At 72.9% G+C, this 17,353-nt stretch carries 18 protein-coding genes; 8 read left to right on the top strand and 10 right to left on the bottom strand.

Annotated features, from left to right (window positions below; genetic code table 11):
• Positions 1-127: 127 nt before the first annotated feature.
• The gene (locus ACQEUU_RS10100; protein WP_433063359.1) at positions 128-1,693 is read left to right on the top strand and encodes a VCBS repeat domain-containing M23 family metallopeptidase; all 1,566 of its coding nucleotides are present in this window, start codon (positions 128-130) and stop codon (positions 1,691-1,693) included.
• Positions 1,694-1,742: 49 nt separating this feature from the next.
• Here the strand turns inward: ACQEUU_RS10100 and ACQEUU_RS10095 are convergent, their stop codons facing one another.
• Entirely contained in the window at positions 1,743-2,642 is a 900-nt protein-coding gene (locus tag ACQEUU_RS10095; RefSeq protein WP_270157992.1) for a sugar kinase, read from the bottom strand.
• Between the two features lie 183 nt (positions 2,643-2,825).
• On the opposite strand from ACQEUU_RS10095, the gene ACQEUU_RS10090 reads away from it, so the two are divergent.
• The 3 genes from ACQEUU_RS10090 to ACQEUU_RS10080 all read left to right on the top strand — a co-directional run bounded on the left by ACQEUU_RS10090 (position 2,826) and on the right by ACQEUU_RS10080 (position 4,649).
• Positions 2,826-3,560: a hypothetical protein gene (locus tag ACQEUU_RS10090; protein WP_433063356.1), complete on the top strand. Its 735-nt coding sequence runs from the start codon at positions 2,826-2,828 to the stop codon at positions 3,558-3,560.
• Between the two features lie 100 nt (positions 3,561-3,660).
• Positions 3,661-4,365 carry a maleylpyruvate isomerase family mycothiol-dependent enzyme gene (locus tag ACQEUU_RS10085; RefSeq protein WP_433063353.1) on the top strand — a complete coding sequence of 235 codons (705 nt, stop codon included), beginning with the start codon at positions 3,661-3,663 and terminating at the stop codon, positions 4,363-4,365.
• Between the two features lie 26 nt (positions 4,366-4,391).
• Entirely contained in the window at positions 4,392-4,649 is a 258-nt protein-coding gene (locus ACQEUU_RS10080; RefSeq protein ID WP_270157995.1) for a DUF6343 family protein, read from the top strand.
• Here the strand turns inward: ACQEUU_RS10080 and ACQEUU_RS10075 are convergent.
• Both ACQEUU_RS10075 and ACQEUU_RS10070 read right to left on the bottom strand, forming a co-directional pair.
• Positions 4,620-4,823 (bottom strand): DUF3040 domain-containing protein, encoded by a 204-nt coding sequence (locus ACQEUU_RS10075; RefSeq protein WP_270157996.1) that lies wholly within the window; start codon positions 4,821-4,823, stop codon positions 4,620-4,622. The two genes, ACQEUU_RS10080 and ACQEUU_RS10075, sit on opposite strands and share 30 nt — an antisense overlap.
• A gap of 113 nt (positions 4,824-4,936) precedes the next feature.
• Positions 4,937-5,698 carry an SDR family NAD(P)-dependent oxidoreductase gene (locus ACQEUU_RS10070; RefSeq protein WP_433063349.1) on the bottom strand — a complete coding sequence of 254 codons (762 nt, stop codon included), beginning with the start codon at positions 5,696-5,698 and terminating at the stop codon, positions 4,937-4,939.
• Between the two features lie 79 nt (positions 5,699-5,777).
• On the opposite strand from ACQEUU_RS10070, the gene recQ reads away from it, so the two are divergent.
• Positions 5,778-7,583 (top strand): DNA helicase RecQ, encoded by a 1,806-nt coding sequence (gene recQ, locus ACQEUU_RS10065; RefSeq protein ID WP_433063346.1) that lies wholly within the window; start codon positions 5,778-5,780, stop codon positions 7,581-7,583.
• Between the two features lie 27 nt (positions 7,584-7,610).
• Here recQ and ACQEUU_RS10060 read toward each other — a convergent pair whose 3' ends face one another.
• Entirely contained in the window at positions 7,611-8,369 is a 759-nt protein-coding gene (locus ACQEUU_RS10060) for a DUF899 family protein (protein WP_433063343.1), read from the bottom strand.
• Between the two features lie 173 nt (positions 8,370-8,542).
• Between ACQEUU_RS10060 and ACQEUU_RS10055 the strand changes: the two genes are divergently transcribed.
• Positions 8,543-9,070: a hypothetical protein gene (locus tag ACQEUU_RS10055; protein ID WP_433063340.1), complete on the top strand. Its 528-nt coding sequence runs from the start codon at positions 8,543-8,545 to the stop codon at positions 9,068-9,070.
• 31 nt (positions 9,071-9,101) lie between these two features.
• Here the strand turns inward: ACQEUU_RS10055 and ACQEUU_RS10050 are convergent, their stop codons facing one another.
• Both ACQEUU_RS10050 and ACQEUU_RS10045 read right to left on the bottom strand, forming a co-directional pair.
• Positions 9,102-9,920, bottom strand: coding sequence for an alpha/beta hydrolase (locus tag ACQEUU_RS10050; RefSeq protein ID WP_433063338.1), 819 nt, complete (start codon positions 9,918-9,920; stop codon positions 9,102-9,104).
• Between the two features lie 90 nt (positions 9,921-10,010).
• On the bottom strand, positions 10,011-10,700 hold the full coding sequence (locus ACQEUU_RS10045) for a helix-turn-helix domain-containing protein (RefSeq protein WP_433063335.1): 690 nt from the start codon (positions 10,698-10,700) through the stop codon (positions 10,011-10,013).
• A 90-nt stretch (positions 10,701-10,790) separates the two neighbouring features.
• Here ACQEUU_RS10045 and ACQEUU_RS10040 point away from each other — a divergent pair, with 90 nt between their 5' ends.
• Complete coding sequence (locus ACQEUU_RS10040) at positions 10,791-11,219, top strand: SRPBCC family protein (RefSeq protein ID WP_433063332.1); 429 nt, start codon at positions 10,791-10,793, stop codon at positions 11,217-11,219.
• 3 nt (positions 11,220-11,222) lie between these two features.
• Here ACQEUU_RS10040 and ACQEUU_RS10035 read toward each other — a convergent pair whose 3' ends face one another.
• Together ACQEUU_RS10035 and ACQEUU_RS10030 are read right to left on the bottom strand one after the other, a co-directional pair.
• Positions 11,223-14,405 (bottom strand): BTAD domain-containing putative transcriptional regulator, encoded by a 3,183-nt coding sequence (locus tag ACQEUU_RS10035; protein WP_433063329.1) that lies wholly within the window; start codon positions 14,403-14,405, stop codon positions 11,223-11,225.
• A 38-nt stretch (positions 14,406-14,443) separates the two neighbouring features.
• Positions 14,444-14,821 (bottom strand): nucleotide pyrophosphohydrolase, encoded by a 378-nt coding sequence (locus ACQEUU_RS10030; RefSeq protein ID WP_433063326.1) that lies wholly within the window; start codon positions 14,819-14,821, stop codon positions 14,444-14,446.
• A gap of 154 nt (positions 14,822-14,975) precedes the next feature.
• Between ACQEUU_RS10030 and ACQEUU_RS10025 the strand changes: the two genes are divergently transcribed.
• The gene (locus ACQEUU_RS10025) at positions 14,976-15,728 is read left to right on the top strand and encodes an aminotransferase class IV (RefSeq protein WP_433063323.1); all 753 of its coding nucleotides are present in this window, start codon (positions 14,976-14,978) and stop codon (positions 15,726-15,728) included.
• Here the strand turns inward: ACQEUU_RS10025 and ACQEUU_RS10020 are convergent.
• On the bottom strand, positions 15,698-16,165 hold the full coding sequence (locus ACQEUU_RS10020) for a DUF6789 family protein (protein ID WP_433063320.1): 468 nt from the start codon (positions 16,163-16,165) through the stop codon (positions 15,698-15,700). The genes ACQEUU_RS10025 and ACQEUU_RS10020 overlap by 31 nt on opposite strands.
• A gap of 56 nt (positions 16,166-16,221) precedes the next feature.
• Entirely contained in the window at positions 16,222-17,235 is a 1,014-nt protein-coding gene (locus ACQEUU_RS10015; protein WP_433063317.1) for a LacI family DNA-binding transcriptional regulator, read from the bottom strand.
• Positions 17,236-17,353: the final 118 nt, after the last annotated feature.

Here is a 17,353-nt window from a genome sequence, read left to right as displayed (position 1 = left end):
GTCGATCCCTCTGAGAAGAGGACGCGAGGAGGACTCCGCGCCCTGTCCCCCGCGTCCAGACTGCCGGCCCTCAGGACTTCTCTTCGATCAGGATCGGCTCACCCCCAGCTTCCTCGGAGGAATGCGCATGTCCAGATCCGCAGTCTTACGAGCCGCCGTCACCGGCACACTCATCGCCGCGAGCCTGGCCGCCACGGCGAGTCCCGCCCTGGCGGCCCCGAATCTGCAGCTGCCCTTCCTGTGCGGTCAGCAGTGGCGGCTGGACACCTGGGCGCACGCGCCCGCGCTCGACATGGTGAAGGAGCCCGACCAGCAAGGCACTGACGGGGCCACGCTGGTCGCGCCCGCCGCCGGGACGGTGAACCAGTCCTTCTACCACAGCAACGCCGGCAACGTGATCCAGATCAACCACGGCGGCGGCTACTACACCACGTACCTGCATCTGAAGTCCCGGTCCGTCTCGGTCGGCGCGAAGGTGCAGATGGGTACGACGATCGGCAAGGTCGGTGCGACGGGCCCGACCTCCAACGGGCATCCGCACCTGCATTTCGAGCTCGGCCACGACGCCGACGGCAGCGGTTCGGCCTCCTGGGGGTACGCGGGCTCGGAGCGGGTCAGGCCGACCTTCAACGGGGTGACCTACGGCGGCTCCAACGGTCAGACCTGGCGTAACGTCACCAGCCGCAACTGCGGGGCGGCCGCCACCCCCGAACCTGACGCTCCGGCGATGATGCGCGACGACGGCGACGGATCGATGACGATCTACCGGTGGAAGTCCACCAGATCGGAGTTCGACCGCGCCAGCGACTACAACTCCGGCGGCTGGACCATGGCCAACACCGGAGACCGCGTCGCCGCCGGAGACGTCAACGGCGACGGCAAGGACGACGTCGTCGCCACCTACCAGAACACCGACGGCACCTTCAGCTTCCACGTGTGGAAGAACGGCGTCTCCTACGCCGGCACCTGGTACACCTCCGGCCCCTACAACCTCGCCCCCGTCGACGGCCGCCTCGTCGTAGCCGACTTCAACGGCGACGGCAAAGCCGAACCCGCCATGATGCGCGACGACGGCGACAACACCATGACCATCTACCGCTGGACCTCCAACGGAACAGAGTTCAACCGCGCCACCGACTACAACTCCGGCGGCTGGACCATGACCAACACCGGCAACCGCATCGCCGCAGGAGACGTCAACGGCGACGGAAAAGACGACCTCGTCGCCACCTACCAGAACACCGACGGCACCTTCAGCTACCACGTGTGGAAGAACGGCTCCACCCACGCCGGCACCTGGTACACCTCCGGCCCCTACAACCTCGCCCCCGTCGACGGCCGCCTCGTCGTAGCCGACTTCAACGGCGACGGCAAAGCCGAACCCGCCATGATGCGCGACGACGGCGACAACACCATGACCATCTACCGCTGGACCTCCAACGGAACAGAGTTCAACCGCGCCACCGACTACAACTCCGGCGGCTGGACCATGACCAACACCGGCAACCGCGTCGCCGCAGGAGACGTCAACGGCGACGGAAAAGACGACCTCGTCGCCACCTACCAGAACACCGACGGCACCTTCAGCTACCACGTCTGGAAGAACGGCTCCACCCACGCCGGCACCTGGTACACCTCCGGCCCCTACAACCTCGCCCCCGTCGACGGCCGCCTCGTCCTCGGCCACTGGTAACTCCTGGAGGGCCCGGCGACGTGCCGCGGCCCGCGCCCGGCCTCGACGTTCACCCTGACCATCGAGAACTGAGCGGCTGCAGTTCGTCCCTGGTGGGCAGGCCCTGCCAGTCGCTGGCGCACGAGAGCGCGGCGGCGCTCAGCCGTGTCCCGCGCTCCAGGCGCTCCGGCGGGGTCAGCCCGTCCAGGGCGGCGCTGAGGTAACCGGCCACGAACGCGTCCCCGGCCCCGCCGGTGTCGACCACCGGCGCCTGCGGGCCGGGGACGTCGTGGCGCATCCGGTCGGCCCGCACGCTCGCGCCCTTGGCGCCCCGGGTGACCACGACCTCGCGTTCGGGGGTGAGGGCGGGCTTGACGAGGTCCAGCTCGTCCTGGCGGACGAACAGCAGGTGCGACTGGCAGGCCAGCTCGGAGAGCACCTGCTCCGCGTCACGCACCGACGCCCACAGCTCGGGGCGGTACTCCACGGCGAACGAGATCGGCACCTCGGCGCTCTTGGCCGCGCTCACGGCCGCCAGCACGGCGTCGTGCGGGTCCCGGCCGAGTGCGGCGGTGACGCCGGTGACGTGCAGCATCCGGGCGGCGCCGATCCGGTCGATCGGCACGGTGCCCGGGGACAGCGTGGAGCCCGCCGAGCCCGCGCGGTAGTGGGTGATCAGCGGTTCGCGGCCCACCCGTGCCTCCCGCAGCAGCAGGCCGGTCGGCACCCCGTCGGTGACGCGCGTGTCGGCCACGTCCACGCCCTCGCCGCGCAGCGTCGTCAGCACCCGGGCGCCCAGTTCGTCGGAGCCGACCTTGCCCAGATAGGCGCACCGGTGGCCGAGCCGGGCCAGCGCCACGGCCAGCGTGAACTCCGGCCCGCTCAGGTCCAGCCTGGCCTCGCTCTCGTGGCGGACCCGGCCGCTGGAGACGACGCCCAGCGCTTCGCCGAGAGTGTAGACGTCGATCATGGCAGGACTCTAGCCGGTCAGGTCACCTCAAAACGGATTTGTCTCCATCAGTCCTGGTGAACACCGTAATCGAAGATTTTCCGTAACTTTGCCGAACCTTTTCCCCTTATGGTGGATCTAACTGATAAAAGGCACCGGCCAATCCGGGTCGATGCCGCAAGAACTACGGGGAGAAGCACCCTCATGCGTAAGATCGCCGTAGGCCTCGTCTCGGCCGTCGCGGGCGGGACCATGCTGATGACCGGCGGCGGCGCCGTCGCCGCCACCAAGGCGCCCACCGTCGAGATCCTCGACGTGTCGCCGAACCCTGTCGTCGTCAGGGGCAACACCGAGACCGTCGCCAACTTCAAGGTCGGCGCCAGCTCGGATGTCGAGAAGGTGGAGCTCAGCGTCGAGCCCGCCAGCAGCGACCTCCGGACCATGCGGGCCAAGGAAGTCAAGCCGCTGGAGAACTGGCGCTTCTCGGTTCCGTTCACCTCGCACGACCCCGAGGGCAAGTGGCGCGCCATCGCCGTCGCCTTCAACAAGGACGGCAAGCGGGTCGCCCACGACACGTCGTACTTCTACGTCGACGTCCGCAAGGGCTGGAGCAAGGCCGACACCCGGCTGAGCTTCGACGCCTCGCCGTCGAAGGTCCGCAAGGGCAAGTCCGTCTACTTCTCCGGTCGCCTGCAGTACGAGCGGGGCGACGACTGGCGCAACGCCCGTAACGAGAAGGTCCACATCTACTTCCGCGCCAGCGGCTCCAGCGCCTGGAAGTGGATCGACTCCGACCGCACCGACCGGTGGGGCAAGTTCTACGCCAAGGAGCGCGCCTACAAGAGCGGCAGCTATAAGGCCGTCTTCAAGGGCGACCGGAAGCTCGACGACGCCACGAGCCGTAGCGACTACGTGCGCGTGTACGGCTGGCACCGGTAAGCACCACCACTGAGCGAAGGCCCGGCCGGGGCTCCGGCCGGGCCTTCTCCATGCCCGGGACCTGCGGTGAGATCCCCGATCCTGGGGGTAGCGTCCCGATATGCCAGAAGATCTGCTCCGCGAGTACGACCCGTTCGACATCTTCGACGCCGAGGCGTCCAGGCTCGACTGGTTCTTCGCCGGCCTGGACGAGGAGGGGTGGCGGCGCCCGTCCAGGGCCGCCGGGTGGACCGTGCGCGACGTGCTCGGCCACCTGGCCGGGGAGGAGCTCTACAACCAGGCCTGTCTCGACGGCACCATGGACGACCTGCGGCGGCTGATGGAGTCCGAGGGCATCGCCGGCTACAACGAGTTCAACGAGTGGTGCGTCCGCCAGCGGCGCGGCCTGCCCGTCGAGGACGTGCTGAAGGAGTGGCGCGACAAGAACGGCGACACCCGCCGCCGCATGCGCGCGCTCGGCCGCGACGCCCTCCTGGAGACCATGGCCGGTCCGTACCCGGTGGGCAAGCAGACCTTCCACTACGCCTCCGAGTACGCCACGCACGCCGACGACGTGGGCGCGCCCGTCCGCCCGGACGAGGAGGACGCCCGGACGTTCTGGCGGGTCGCCGTCGGCCGCTTCGCGCTGGCCGAGCAGGACACGAGGGTCCAGATCGAGCAGACGTCCGACGAGATCTGGGTGCACTTCGGCGACGCCGAGGCCACCCTGTCCTATCCCCAGTTCGTCGAGGCCACGGTGGGCCGGCTGCCGGAGGGGCAGGGGGTCAGCCCGCGGCTCGTGTCGGCGCTGCGGTGCCTGGCCTGAGCCTCGTCCGAAAGGAGTGTGACCCCATGTGGCTGCGCAACCGCGCGGGCACCGAACCGGTGACCGCGCGCAGTCCGTACGGCCTGCGGCGCATCCTGTCGCTGGCCGCGATCGTGCTGGCCGTGGCGGCGACGGTATTCTTCGCGGCCCGGGCGATGAGCACGGGCGAGGCGGTGTGGGCCTGGGAGGCGGCGATCGCGGCGGCCGTGGCGGTCATCGCCGCCGTCGACCTGCTGGTCATCAGGAGCCGGCGCTCACGCGGACGCGACCGCCAGGACCAGTAGGGCCACGGTGACGAGGACGGCCAGGGCGATGAACCACCACCGGGTGAACACCGGCCGGCGGTCCTCCTCGCGCTCGCCGAGCCGCGTGACCCGCTCGGCCAGCTCCGGGTCGTCGCGTCGCAGCTCGTCCTCGATCTCCTCGAGGATGCGACGCTCCCGCTCCGACAGAGCCATATGCCCTCACCACCGCTCCGGCAGCCCGCACGCGCCTAAGCCTCCTCAGCCCGCTACCCGGGGAGGGGGCCTTCAGTACGGTGAACGGCGGTCAGCTGCCGCCGGGGCGGAGTTCATTCACGTGCTTCGGGATCCAGTCCGAGCACCGAGCGGCCGCCGTCGACGGGCAGCGTCACCCCGTTGACGAAGGACGCCTCCGGCGAGAGCAGGTACGCGACGGCGGCGGCCACCTCGCCGGCCGCGGCCACCCGGCCGAGCGGGTGCAGCCGGGCCATCTCCCGCTCGATCGCGGCCGCCGTCTCCGGCTCCTGGCCCGCCAGGAAGCTCTCGTACCGCTCCGTCACCACCGAGCCCGGCGCCACGGCGTTGACCCGGATCCCGTGCCTGCCGTACTCGACGGCCAGCGCCCTGGTCAGGCCCTCGATGCCCGCCTTGGCCGTGGCGTACGGCAGGCTGCCGGGCACCGCGCGGCGGGCCTGGTGAGAGGTGATGTTGACCACCGCTCCGCCGGCGCCGGCGGCCAGGAAGCGGCGCACGGCGACCGCGCAGCCCACGACCGCCAGGTCCAGGTTGGCCGCGATGAGGCGGCGCACCTCCTCGACGGGCGAGGTGTGCACGGAGGCGTCGCGGAAGACTGCGGCGTTGTTGACCCATCCAGACAGCGGGCCGGCCTGCTCGGCCAGGTCCGCGGCGCGGCCGGCGACGGCCTCGTCCGCCGCGTCGCCGATCACCGGGACCACCCGTTCGCCCGCCCAGTCCAGCGCCTCCGGGTCGCGCTCGACGGCCACGACCGTGTGCTTCTCTCCCAGCAGGCGTTCGACGATCGCCCGCCCGATGCCTCTGCCTCCACCGGTCACCACGTACGAAAGGGTCATGAGGGGACCATATGCAGCGGCTACGATCGCCGTGGGCGAACCCGGCTCCAGAGCGACCCCGAACACGTAAGGTAGCCGCATGAATACAGCCACCGAGGTCCTGCACCGCGTGTTCGGCTACGACACGTTCCGGCCGGGGCAGCAGGAGATCATCGAGCATGTGGCGGGCGGCGGCGACGCGCTCGTGCTCATGCCGACCGGCGGCGGCAAGTCGCTGTGCTATCAGATCCCGGCCCTCGTCCGGCCGGGCGTGGGCGTGGTGATCTCGCCGCTGATCGCGCTCATGCAGGACCAGGTGGACGCGCTCACCGCGCTGGGGGTGCGCGCCGGGTTCCTCAACTCGACGCAGGACCTCGACGAGCGGCAGCTGGTGGAGGCCGAGTTCCTCGCGGGCGAGCTCGACCTGCTCTACCTCGCGCCCGAGCGGCTGCGGCTGGAGTCGACGGTGCGGCTGCTGAAGAAGGGCGACATCGCGCTGTTCGCCATCGACGAGGCCCACTGCGTCTCCCAGTGGGGCCACGACTTCCGGCCCGACTACCTGGCCCTGTCGGAGCTGCGCGCCCACTGGCCCGAGGTGCCGCGCATCGCGCTGACCGCCACCGCCACCCCGGCCACCCACGCCGAGATCGCCGAGCGCCTCGGCCTGCGCGAGGCCCGCCACTTCGTGGCCGGCTTCGACCGCCCCAACATCCACTATCGGATCACCGCCAAGAGCGAGCCCAAGCGCCAGCTCCTCGACTTCCTCCGCGCCGAGCATTCCGGCGACTCCGGCATCGTCTACTGCCTGTCGCGCTCGTCCGCCGAGAAGATCGCCGCCTTCCTGGTCGAGAACGGCGTCCCCGCCCTCCCTTACCACGCCGGTCTCGACGCCCGCACCCGCGCCCACCACCAGGCCCGCTTCCTGCGCGAGGACGGGCTGGTCGTGGTGGCGACGATCGCCTTCGGCATGGGCATCGACAAGCCCGACGTGCGTTTCGTGGCCCACCTCGACCTGCCCAAGTCCGTCGAGGGCTACTACCAGGAGACCGGGCGGGCCGGGCGCGACGGGCTGCCCGCCACCGCGTGGATGGCGTACGGGCTGCAGGACGTCGTCCAGCACCGGCGGATGGCGCTCGAAGGCGACGAGCAGCACCGCCGCCGCCAGGCCCTCCACCTCGACGCCATGCTCGCTCTCTGCGAGACCGTGACGTGCCGGCGGGCCATGCTGCTCGACTACTTCGGCCAGCCGGGCAGCGGCCCGTGCGGCAACTGCGACACCTGCCAGACCCCGCCCGAGTCGTGGGACGGCACCGTCCCGGCCCAGAAGATGCTGTCCACGGTGCTGCGGCTGGCCCGCGAGCGTGGGCAGAAGTTCGGCGTGGGGCAGATCGTCGACATCCTGCTCGGCAAGACGACGGCCAAGGTGCTGCAGCACGGCCACGACTCGCTGACCGTGTTCGGCGTCGGCACCGAGCTGGGCAACGCCGAGTGGCACGGCGTGGCCCGCCAGCTCCTGGCGCAGGGGCTGCTCGCGGTCGAGCCCAACTACGGCGCCCTGGTGCTCACGGACGCCAGCGGAGACGTGCTGCGCGGCCATCGGGAGGTCCGCCTGCGCCGCGACCCCCGCCGCGCCGCCAAGCCGGCCGCGACGCCGAAGGCCCGCCAGGCGGCCGAGCTGCCTGCCGAGGCCGCTCCGGTGTTCGAGCGGCTGCGGGCCTGGCGCGCGGCCACCGCCAAGGAGCAGGGGGTTCCGGCGTACGTCATCTTCCACGACGCGACGCTGCGGGAGATCGCGACGCTCGGGCCGTCGACGCTGGAGGAGCTGGGCACGGTGAGCGGGGTGGGCGAGAACAAGCTGGCCAAGTACGGCGAGCAGGTCCTCGCCGCGCTCGCCGAGTCCCCGTGACCTCCCCGGGGGGCGGGCGGAGTCGGCTCAGTGGTGGTGGCCGCGCCGGCCGAGAGTGTCCACCGGAGTGGCGCCGGGGCGGGTCCACTGCGGCACGGGGCGGGTGTCCTGCCCCCAGCCGGCGTTCCCGTCGGCGTCCGAACGCCACGACGAGCTCGCGGGGCGTCCCTCGGGCCGGCCCTCGGGCTGCTCCTCCCACGCCTCGCCGCGCCCGTACGGGGTCAGGTCGAGCAGGCCCATGGACCCGTTGACCCGCTCGTTGCCGCGGCCCGTCGTGGCGTAGGTGAGGAAGGCGCGGTCGCCGTCGCGCAGATAGCAGGCGAGGTACCCCATCTCGCCGCCGGCCGGCCCGTCCACCCCGCGGACCGAGTACCACGGCTGGGTGTAGCCCATGAACGCCAGGTAGGGGGCCACCTCCTCCCACGGGCCGGTGGTCACGATGGCGAACGACACGCCGCGGGCGTTGAGGTACACGGCGTCCTTCAGGTGCCACACGGTGGAGGTGCAGCCCTCGCACTGCCCCTGGTGGGGCGCGCCGTCGTACCACATGTGCTTGTAGACCACGAGCTCGTCGCGGCCCTGGAACAGGTCCAGGAACGGGACAGGCCCGTCCGGTCCGGTGACCTCCACCGTCGCGTCGAACTCCACCATCGGCAGCCTGCGGCGGGCCGCGGCGATGGCGTCGCCCTCGCGGGTGTGGGCCTTCTCACGGCGCAGCAGTTCGTCGCGGGCCGCCTGCCAGGTGGCCTGATCGACGACGGGCGGGCGGCCGGGTGTGGTGGTCATGGTCTCTCCCGCGGGTGTCGTACGGACGGTCACCCTTACAGACCCGCGCCCCGGCCGGAAGTCACCGCGGCGGCACGTTCCCCGTGCGGGCGCGGGCGCGCGGCCTCAGGAACCTTTCCGCCCGCGCGTCTGTAGAGAGAGGTGGACGGTGGCGGACGACGGAAGGAGCGCCGGTGCGGGTGCGGGTGGCGGTGATCGCGGTGGCCGTCGGGCTCGCCGGCGGGTGCGCGGTGAGCCCGGGTACGGGCCGGGCAGCGGGGCCGGTGAGCACGACCGAGGCGCCCCAGGTGAGTGCCACGAGCACGGACGGGCCGGTGTCGGCGAGCCCCCGGGCCGTGAAAACCGGGGAGACGTGCCGTGGGACCGAGTTGCTCACCTCGGACGACGGGTTCCCGGAGGTGCGCGGCACGTCGCGGGACGCCGAGCTGTGGGGGTTGCTGTTCGCCGAGGCGCCGTTCGAGGCGGGGGCCGAGGTGAAGATCGTGTGGCGGATGACCGGTGACGGCCCGCTCAAGGTCTCGGCCACGGGACCGGGCGGGAAACGGGCCAAGCTCGTCTGGCTGGAGGAGCACGGCGGATCCAACTGGCGGCGGCCCGGTTACGAGTGGGGCACCGGGTGGGTGTTCCCCGCACCCGGGTGCTGGAAGGTGGAGCTGTCCAGGACCCGGGGCTCGGGCCACGTCTGGCTGCGCGTGGCCTGAGGTGGGGGCACGTCGATGCCCGAGGCGGCTGCTACGCGCGGTGTGAGGTGAGGGCGCGGTCGACGAACGCCGTCACGTCCGCCAGCACCTCGTCCTTGTTCGTCTCGTTGAACACCTCGTGGCGGGCCTCCGGATAGATGATCTCGGTGAAGTCGGCGCCCTTGACGGCCTCGATGCCGGCCCGGGTGCCCGACAACGGGACGAGCCGGTCGTCGGAGCCGTGGATCCACAGCGTGGGCACCGGGCCGAACGCACCGCCCTTGGTGATTGCCTCGATGCCGGTGGCCAGCGCCTCCAGCGTGGGCCGCTTGAACGCGCCGTGCCACACCAGCGGGTCCTCGGCGTAGGCGGCGCCCACGGCGGGGTCGCGGGAGAGGGTCGCCGGGTCGATCGGGACCTCCGGGATCGGGTCGAGCGCGAGCAGCTGCGGGATGACCTCCCAGGAGCCGATGACCGGCCCGGAGAGCACCAGCGCGGCCAGGCCGCCGCCGTACCGCTGGGCGTAGCGGGCGGCGATCAGGCCGCCCATGGAGTGGCCGATCAGCACCACCGGCACGCCGGGATGGTCGGCGCGGGCGCGTTCGTCCACCGCGTGGACGTCGGTCACCACGTCCTCGAAGTCATCGATCAGCACCCGCTCGCCCTGCGACCTGCCGTGTCCCCGGTGGTCCGGGCCGTAGACGGCGGCGCCGTGGCGCACCAGGGCGTCGGCGACGTGCTCGTACCGGCCGATGTGCTCGCCGTAGCCGTGGACGAGGACGGCGACGTAGCGGGGCCGCTCGCGCGGCCACACGCGCACGACGATCTCCCCTCGCGTGCCGTCGAACCTGTGCTCCCGTGACTCGGCCATGTCGTGCTCCTCCGTCTCACCTGCGGTGAGCGTACGTCCCGGGCGCGGCGCGGTGCCAGGCAGGTGGGAGAGGTTCGCCGGCGGGCAAGGCTAGATGTCGTAGTCGAACTCGTCGTACGAGAGCTTCCTGCGCAGGATGCGGATCACCTTGGGCGGGTCGTCGTGCGGGCCCGGCACGTAGTAGGGCCTGCCGCCCCGGCCGAAGGTGATCGCCGACGGCCCCTCCCACGCGCCCAGCAGCGGCGAGACCTGCTCGAACTCCTCGTGCGACCCGATGCCCAGCGACCGGGCGTAGTCGTCGGCGCCGAACACGAGGTGGCGGGCCAGCTCGATCGGCGCCTCCTGGAAGCCCTTGTAGTCGCTGAAGAAGTACTCCCTGAACCGCAGCAGCTCCCGCTCGTCGAGCACGTCGGGGCCGATGACGTTCTTGACGCCGGTGCAGTAGACGTCGGCGAGGTAGCCGGCGACCGTCATCCTGTCCCACGTGTGGCGCCTGGCCACCAGCACCGACACCATGCCGCCGTCGGCGCCGGGGGCCTCGTCGGCCCAGCCCCGGGCCGGGTCGACGCCGAGGCCGTTGCTCCAGCCGACGCTGATCCAGCAGCCGGCCAGCTCCGGCTCGCGCCCGCCGTCGCTCGCCGCGGCGTCCTCGGCGGCGATGGCGCGCACCAGCGGGGCGACGGCCGACGGAGGCACCTTGAGCGCGCGGGCGATCTCCTTGGGCGAGCGGCCCTCGGCCCTCAGCTCGCGTACGCGTTCCTTGAGTTCTGCGCTGTCCACCCGCGCAGCCTAGCCGTAAGGGCCGGTGAAGGGGATCGTAAGCCCCTGCGGTCATCGTGGCCCGCAACGACCGCGACGAAGGAGGCCACGATGGCGCGGACCGGCTGGTACGAGATCATCCGGGTGTTCGACGCCCCGCGCGAGCAGGTGTTCGCGGCCTGGACCACGCCGGCGCGGTTCGCCCGGTGGTTCGGGCCGCGGTTCACCGACGCGCCGGTGGACCGGATCGTCCTGGACGCCCGGCCGGGCGGCGGGTGGCGGGTCACGCTGACGGCCGAGGAGGGTTTCGAGGTGACGTTCGACGGCGTCTACCGGGAGGTGACGCCGCCGGAGCGGCTCGTCTTCACCACCGGCGACCCGGACGGGCCGGGGCCGGCCTCGGTGGTGACGGTCGAGCTGGCGGACGAGGCGGGCCGGACGGCGATGACCTTCCGCGAGCGCGGGGCCGACGCCTGGGAGGAGTCCAGGCGGGGCTGGCTGGAGTTCCTGGACCGGCTCGGCGAGCTGCTGGCCGGGTGAGGGTCAGAGCGCCGCGGGCGCCTCGTCCAGCTCCAGCTTCGCTCCCTCCTCGTACGCGGCCGCGAACTCCGGCTCGCCCAGGGCCTCCCGGCACGCGACGGTGACCCGGGCGACCTCCTCGTGCTCGGAGGGCGCGGCGGGCGTCTGGTGCCGGGCGCGGGCCGACGCGGCGACGCCGAGCAGGCGGGCCGCCGCCAGGGGGGAGCCGCCGGCGGCCAGCGCGCTGGCCATGCCCTCCACGGTGAACGCGGTGGTGCGCGGGTCGCCCAGTTTGCGGCACGCGTCGTAGGCCTCCCGGTGCAGCTCCAGCGCGGCGGCCCAGTCGCCGCGCTGCTCGGTGACGTAGCCGAGCGCGGCCAACGTGCTCGGCAGGTGCAGGGCGGGCTCGACGCCGGGGCCGCGCGGGACGCCGTCGAGCAGGTTGAGCAGGTGCTTCTCGGCCAGGTCGAGCTCGCCGGCCTTCTGGGCGGCGAAGGCCAGGCCCATCTCCGACATCATCCGGCCCTCGCGGTAGCCGTGGGAGACGGCCAGCCGCATGGCCTCGCCGCACAGCTCCATCCCGCGCGCGTGGTCGCCCTCGTACATGGCCACCCAGCCCAGCCACGAGGTGCGGCGGACCACCTCGGACCAGAGTCCCAGCTCGGCGGCCAGGCCCAGGCCCTCGGCGAACAGCCCCTTGGCGCGCTCGCCGTCGGCGAGCGTCTGGGCCAGCCCGGCGAGCCACTCGGTGGCCTGGAGCAGGCCCCACCGGTCGCCGAGCTCCCGGAACAGCCGGGCGCTCTCCTCACCGATCTCCTTGAGCGTCTCCAGGTCGCTGCGGGCGAAGGCGGACCTGGCCTGCTTGCTGAGCGCGGCGGCGACGCCCCACCGGTCGCCGGCGGCGCGGCACGCCTCCAGCGCCGTGGCGATCAGCCTCTCGCTCGTCGGCAGGTCGAGCACGACCATGCCGACGAAGAGGGTGGCCCTGGCCCGGGTGGCCGGGTCCTGGATCCGGGCGAGCACCGGCTCGTGGTCGACCTGGTCGCCGAGCAGCATCGTGAACCCGGCCAGCCATCCGCCGGCCCGCGCGGCAAGCGCCTCGCACGGTTCCAGGTCCGACGCGGGTGGCGATCCCGGACCCGGCCCCGGGCCCGGGTCGCGCCCGGCGGCGGCCAGGGCCGTCTCCAGGGCGCGCTGGCCCTCGGCCAGGCGGCCGCGCAGGAACCAGTACCACGCCAGGGCGTTGACCAGCCGCAGCGCGACGTCCGTCGCCCCCTGTCCGACGGCCGTGTCGAGGGCGGCGCGCAGGTTGGCGCCCTCGGCGTCCAGCCGTCGCAGCCAGGCCCGCTGCTCGTGGCCGTACAGGTGAGGCTCGGCCTGTTCGGCCAGGGCCAGGTAGCAGCGCGCGTGCGCGGCCCGTACGGTGTCGGACTCGCCCGCGTCGGCGAGGCGGTCCAGGCAGTATTCGGCCACCGACTCCAGCAGCCGGTAGCGCACGCCCCCTGCGCCGTCCACGACCACCACCAGGGAGCGGTCCACCAGCCGGGCCAGCACGGCGAGCACGTCGTGCTCCGGGCTGATCGCCTCGGCGGCCCGCAGTGTGCAGCCGTCGGCGTGCACGGCCAGCCGCCGCAGCACCGCCCGCTCGGGCTCGGTGAGCAGCTCCCAGCTCCAGTCGATCACCGCCATGAGCGTCCGCTGGCGGGCGGGCGCGCCGCGCCGGCCCGACGCCAGCAGCCGGAAGCGGTCGTCGAGCCGGTCGACCACGCCCTGCACCCCGAGCGCCCGCACCCGGGTGGCGGCCAGCTCCAGCGCCAGCGGGATGCCGTCGAGCCGGCGGCAGAGCTGCGCCACCGCCTGCGCGTTGCCCGCGTTGAGCGCGAAGCCGCGCGCCGAGGCCGCCGCCCGCGCCACGAACAGCCGCACCGCGTCGGACCTGGCCATGACCGCCAGGTCGGTGCCGCCCGGCAGGTCGAGCGGCGGCACCGCCCACAGCACCTCGCCGTCCACCGCCAGAGGCTCCCTGCCGGTGGCCAGGACGCGCAGCCCCGGGGCGGCGCGCAGCAGCCGCGCGACCAGCTCGGCGACCTGCTCCACGACGTGCTCGCAGTTGTCCAGCACGAGCAGCGTCCGGCGGGACCGCAGCGCGTCGGCCAGCCGGTCGGCGGGCGCGGCGGCGTCGTCCTGCCGGATGTCGAGGACCGCCATGACGGCTTCGGGCAGCGCCGCGGTCCGCCGGTCGAGCGGGGCCAGCTCCACCAGCCACACCCCGTCGGGGAACTCCTCCGTCAGCTCGCCCGCCACCTCCAGCGCCAGCCGGGTCTTGCCGACCCCGCCGGTGCCGGTGAGCGTGACCAGCCGTTCTTCCCGCACCAGCGCGCGAACCTCGGCGAGCGCCTCGCCCCGGCCGATGAGCCTGCTCAGGGAGGCGGGCAGGTTGGTCGCCGGGCGCCGGGCGGGGCCGCTCAGCGCCGGGTCCTGGTCGAGTATCGCCTGGTGCAGGGCCACCAGCTCGGGGCTCGGGTCGAGGCCGAGCTCCTCGGCCAGCCGCTCGCGCAGCTCCGCGTAGCCGGCCAGCGCCTCGCTCTGCCGGCCCGCCCGGTAGAGGGCTCGCAGGTGGGCGGCGCGCAGCCGCTCCCGCAGCGGGTGACGGGCCACCAGGTCGCCCAGCTCGGCCACCAGCAGCCCGTGCTCGCCCAGCTCCAGCCGGGTCTCCGCGCGCAGCTCCAGCGCGCTCAGCCGCTGCTCCTCCAGCCGTACGGCGGCGGTCCTGGCGAACTCCTCGTCCGCGAAGTCCGCGTACGCCGGGCCCCGCCACAGGCTGAGCGCGTCGGCGAGCAGGGCGGCGCGGGTGCGCGGGTCGTCGGCCGCCTCGGCCCGGGACAGCAGGCGGGCGAAGCGCGCGGCGTCCACGTCGGCCGCGGACAGCTGGTAGCCGGGGGCCTTGGAGACGACCAGGCTCTTGCCGCCGGGCTCGGCGTCCTCCAGCGCCTTGCGCAGCTGGGAGATCCGCACCTGGAGCGCGCCCACCGGGTTGCCCGGCGGCTCGTCGCCCCACAGGTCGAACACCAGGCGGTCGCCCGAGACCGGCCGGCCTTCCGCCGTGAGCAGGTCGGCGAGGAGCGCGCGCACCTTGAGCCCCGGCACGGTCACGAGCTCGCCGCCGTCGGTCCACACGGCGAGCGGGCCCAGCACTCCGAAACGCATGCCCGCCACCATAGGCGACGCCTCCGACCGTTTCGGGGTCAGCGCCCTTCGGCCTCGGGGGGTGGCGGGAGGTGGGGGGCCTTCCTGGGGGAGCCGCGGTAGCGGACGGGGTCGTAGCGGCGTTCGCCGACGTCCAGCTTGGCGTGCGCCGCCGCCACCAGGTCGACGCCGAGGACGTCGGCGAGGCGGACCAGGTAGGCGGTGACGTCGCCCAGCTCGGCCGTGATCCGGGACAGGGTCTCGGGGTCGGGGCTGCGGGACTCGTCGGGGGTGAGCCACTGGAGTTCGGCCACCAGCTCGCCGACCTCGCCCGCCAGCGCCATCGCCAGGTTCTTCGGCGTGTGGAACCGTTCCCACTCGCGGACCTCCGCGAACACCCGCATCCGCTCGGCCAGCCCGTCCAACTCCGTCGTCATGGGTCACGACCCTACGAGCCCCGGAGGGCCGCGTGCGCGGCTCCTGACGGCGGCGAAATTTTCGACCACGGGGCCTGAACGTTTCAGCGCGGCACCTGCGACCGGTTTGTGGATAATCGTCCGAGCGACACGGAACGAGCGGAGCGGGGGCCTGATGGACGCGGTGATCGACGGACGGGCGGCGGAGGCCGGCGACGTGGCGCTCGCCGTGTCGGCGCGGTACGGCCACTTCACGGCGATGCAGCTGCGCGGCGGCAAGGTGCGCGGGCTGCGGTGGCACCTGGAGCGGCTGACCGCCGCCACCCGCGAGCTGTTCGGCCTGGAGCTCGACCTGGACCTGGTGCTGCGCTCGGTCCGCGAGCTGGGGGCGGTGGACGCGAGCGTGCGGGTGTACGTGTGCGACGCGGGCGGGGTGCGGGTGATCGCGGTGTCCGGCCCGCCGGTGCGCCTCCCCACCACCCCCAAGGGCCTCAGATCCGTCCGCTACCAGCGGTTCCTGCCGCACATCAAGCACACCGGCGGCTTCCCGCAGGGCTATCTGGGCAGACTCGCCGAGCTGGAGGGGTACGACGAGGCGCTGCTGACGTCGCAGGACGGGGTGATCTCCGAAGGGGCGATCACGAACCTGGGATGCTTCGACGGCGACCGGGTGGTCTGGCCGGACGCGCCGATGCTGCACGGCGTCACCATGCGGGTGCTGGAGTCCGAGCTGGCGCGGGCGGGGGTGCCGTGCGAGCGGCGGGTGCTGCGGGTGGCCGACCTGCCCGGCTTCCCCGTCGTGTTCCTGGCGAACTCGTGGGGCGTGGTGGCCGTGGACCGGGTCGACGGCCACCGGCTCAAGGTGGACGAGGCGCTGATGGCCGGGGTGACCGGCTGCTACGAGGCCGCGCCCTGGGACTCCTTCTGATCGGGTGACCAGCCGCCGGGTTCGAGACGGTTGAGCAGGGCGGCGAGCGTGGTCCCGTACACGACGTGGCCGGCGGCCATCACGGCGGGGCGGCCGGGAAGGTCGCGCACGATCGGCGGGAGCAGGCTCAGGCGCGGCACCCAGCCCTGATAGCTGACCACCCAGATGAGCAGCGCGTAGGCGACGCCGAGCGACACGCGGCGGTCCGGCTCGCGCGACAGCAGGGCGAAGGCGGTGCCGGAGGTGACGCCGAAGCCGAGGTGGGCCAGCGCGCCGAGCACGCCCTCGCCGGGCTTGGGGCGTCGCTTGCCGCCCGGGAGCAGGCCGCGGACGATGTGCTTGGGCGGCTGGGCGGGCATGAGGCCGGCCTTCTGGCCGGCCAGCATGACGGCGCTCATCGTCACGGTGGCGACCGCGCCGCTGAGGGCCCCGTTCACGAGTCTGCGCATCATGGCCCTGCCGCTGCCCCCGCCGGCAGGGCCGAAACGCGAGGTCAGGCGGGCAGCGCGGTGGTGCTCTCGCGCACGATCAGGTCCGTGGCCAGCTCGACCCGGCGGGCCTCGGGCGGCTCGCCGCGCCGCATGGCCAGCACGGTGCGGGTGGCGAGCGCGGCCATCTCCTGCAGCGGCTGGCGCACGGTGGTCAGCGGCGGCCAGGCCGACTTGGCCAGCGGGATGTCGTCGAAGCCGACGACGCTGAGGTCCTCGGGGACCCGCAGGCCGCGCTGTCGGGCCGCCTCGAAGACGCCGAACGCCTGCATGTCGCTGCCCGCGAAGATCGCCGTGGGCGGGTCGTCGAGGGAGAGCAGCGCGTGGCCGTGGTCGTGGCCGGAGTCGACCATGAACGTGCCGCGCCGGATCAGCTCGGGGGTCATGGGCACGCCGGCGGTCTCCAGGGCGGCGCGGTAGCCGTCGATGCGGGCCTGGCTGCACAGCATGTCGGCGGGGCCGCTGATCATTCCGATCCGGCGGTGGCCGAGCTCCAGCAGGTGGCGGGTGGCGGCCAGGCCGCCGTTCCAGTTGGTGGCGCCGACGGAGACGACGCCGGGGGCCGGCTCGCCCTCGGGGTCCACCACGACGAACGGCAGCGAGCGGGCGCTCAGCTGGTCCTGGACGCCGACCGACAGCTTGGAGGCGACGATGACCACGCCGTCGGTGCGGCGGCCGGCGAGCCGTTCGAGCCAGTCGCGGCCGGGTCCCGCGTGGGTGTGCAGGACGGTGATGACGACGCTGGCCCCGGCCTCGTGGGCGGCGCTCTCGGCCCCGCGCACGATCTCCATCGCCCAGGGCGACTCCATCTCGGTGAAGACGAGGTCGACCAGCCCGGCCGGGGTCTCGTCCTGGCTGATGCGCCGCTGGTAGCCGTGCTTGTGCAGCAGGCGCTCGACGCGATGGCGGGTCGCCGGGGCGACCTCCGGCCGACCGTTGATCACCTTGGACACCGTGGGGATCGACACCCCGGCTTCCTCGGCTATGAGGGCGATCGTCACCCTCCTCTTCCCAGACATGATCCGGAGTTTATCCGAAAGTTTCGGAGTCCGTATGAGCGGGGGTGATCGGATCGCGACTGTCAGAGCTATTGACGCCCCGCGTAACGGCTACCTATGCTCCGGTGGACGAAAATAT

The organism is Nonomuraea sp. CA-218870 (genome assembly GCF_050936535.1).
Taxonomy (GTDB): domain Bacteria; phylum Actinomycetota; class Actinomycetes; order Streptosporangiales; family Streptosporangiaceae; genus Nonomuraea; species Nonomuraea corallina.
The sequence above is the reverse complement of the archived record's forward strand: the minus strand, read 5'-3'. Positions and strand labels throughout refer to the sequence as shown.

What these genes read in the sequence shown, in the direction of transcription:
- ACQEUU_RS10100 (WP_433063359.1), top strand. Translation starts at nt 128, where the DNA reads ATGTCCAGATCCGCAGTCTTACGAGCCGCCGTCACCGGCACACTCATC.
- ACQEUU_RS10095 (WP_270157992.1), bottom strand. Translation starts at nt 2,642, where the DNA reads ATGATCGACGTCTACACTCTCGGCGAAGCGCTGGGCGTCGTCTCCAGC.
- ACQEUU_RS10090 (WP_433063356.1), top strand. Translation starts at nt 2,826, where the DNA reads ATGCGTAAGATCGCCGTAGGCCTCGTCTCGGCCGTCGCGGGCGGGACC.
- ACQEUU_RS10085 (WP_433063353.1), top strand. Translation starts at nt 3,661, where the DNA reads ATGCCAGAAGATCTGCTCCGCGAGTACGACCCGTTCGACATCTTCGAC.
- ACQEUU_RS10080 (WP_270157995.1), top strand. Translation starts at nt 4,392, where the DNA reads ATGTGGCTGCGCAACCGCGCGGGCACCGAACCGGTGACCGCGCGCAGT.
- ACQEUU_RS10075 (WP_270157996.1), bottom strand. Translation starts at nt 4,823, where the DNA reads ATGGCTCTGTCGGAGCGGGAGCGTCGCATCCTCGAGGAGATCGAGGAC.
- ACQEUU_RS10070 (WP_433063349.1), bottom strand. Translation starts at nt 5,698, where the DNA reads ATGACCCTTTCGTACGTGGTGACCGGTGGAGGCAGAGGCATCGGGCGG.
- recQ (WP_433063346.1), top strand. Translation starts at nt 5,778, where the DNA reads ATGAATACAGCCACCGAGGTCCTGCACCGCGTGTTCGGCTACGACACG.
- ACQEUU_RS10060 (WP_433063343.1), bottom strand. Translation starts at nt 8,369, where the DNA reads ATGACCACCACACCCGGCCGCCCGCCCGTCGTCGATCAGGCCACCTGG.
- ACQEUU_RS10050 (WP_433063338.1), bottom strand. Translation starts at nt 9,920, where the DNA reads ATGGCCGAGTCACGGGAGCACAGGTTCGACGGCACGCGAGGGGAGATC.
- ACQEUU_RS10040 (WP_433063332.1), top strand. Translation starts at nt 10,791, where the DNA reads ATGGCGCGGACCGGCTGGTACGAGATCATCCGGGTGTTCGACGCCCCG.
- ACQEUU_RS10035 (WP_433063329.1), bottom strand. Translation starts at nt 14,405, where the DNA reads ATGCGTTTCGGAGTGCTGGGCCCGCTCGCCGTGTGGACCGACGGCGGC.
- ACQEUU_RS10030 (WP_433063326.1), bottom strand. Translation starts at nt 14,821, where the DNA reads ATGACGACGGAGTTGGACGGGCTGGCCGAGCGGATGCGGGTGTTCGCG.
- ACQEUU_RS10025 (WP_433063323.1), top strand. Translation starts at nt 14,976, where the DNA reads ATGGACGCGGTGATCGACGGACGGGCGGCGGAGGCCGGCGACGTGGCG.
- ACQEUU_RS10015 (WP_433063317.1), bottom strand. Translation starts at nt 17,235, where the DNA reads ATGTCTGGGAAGAGGAGGGTGACGATCGCCCTCATAGCCGAGGAAGCC.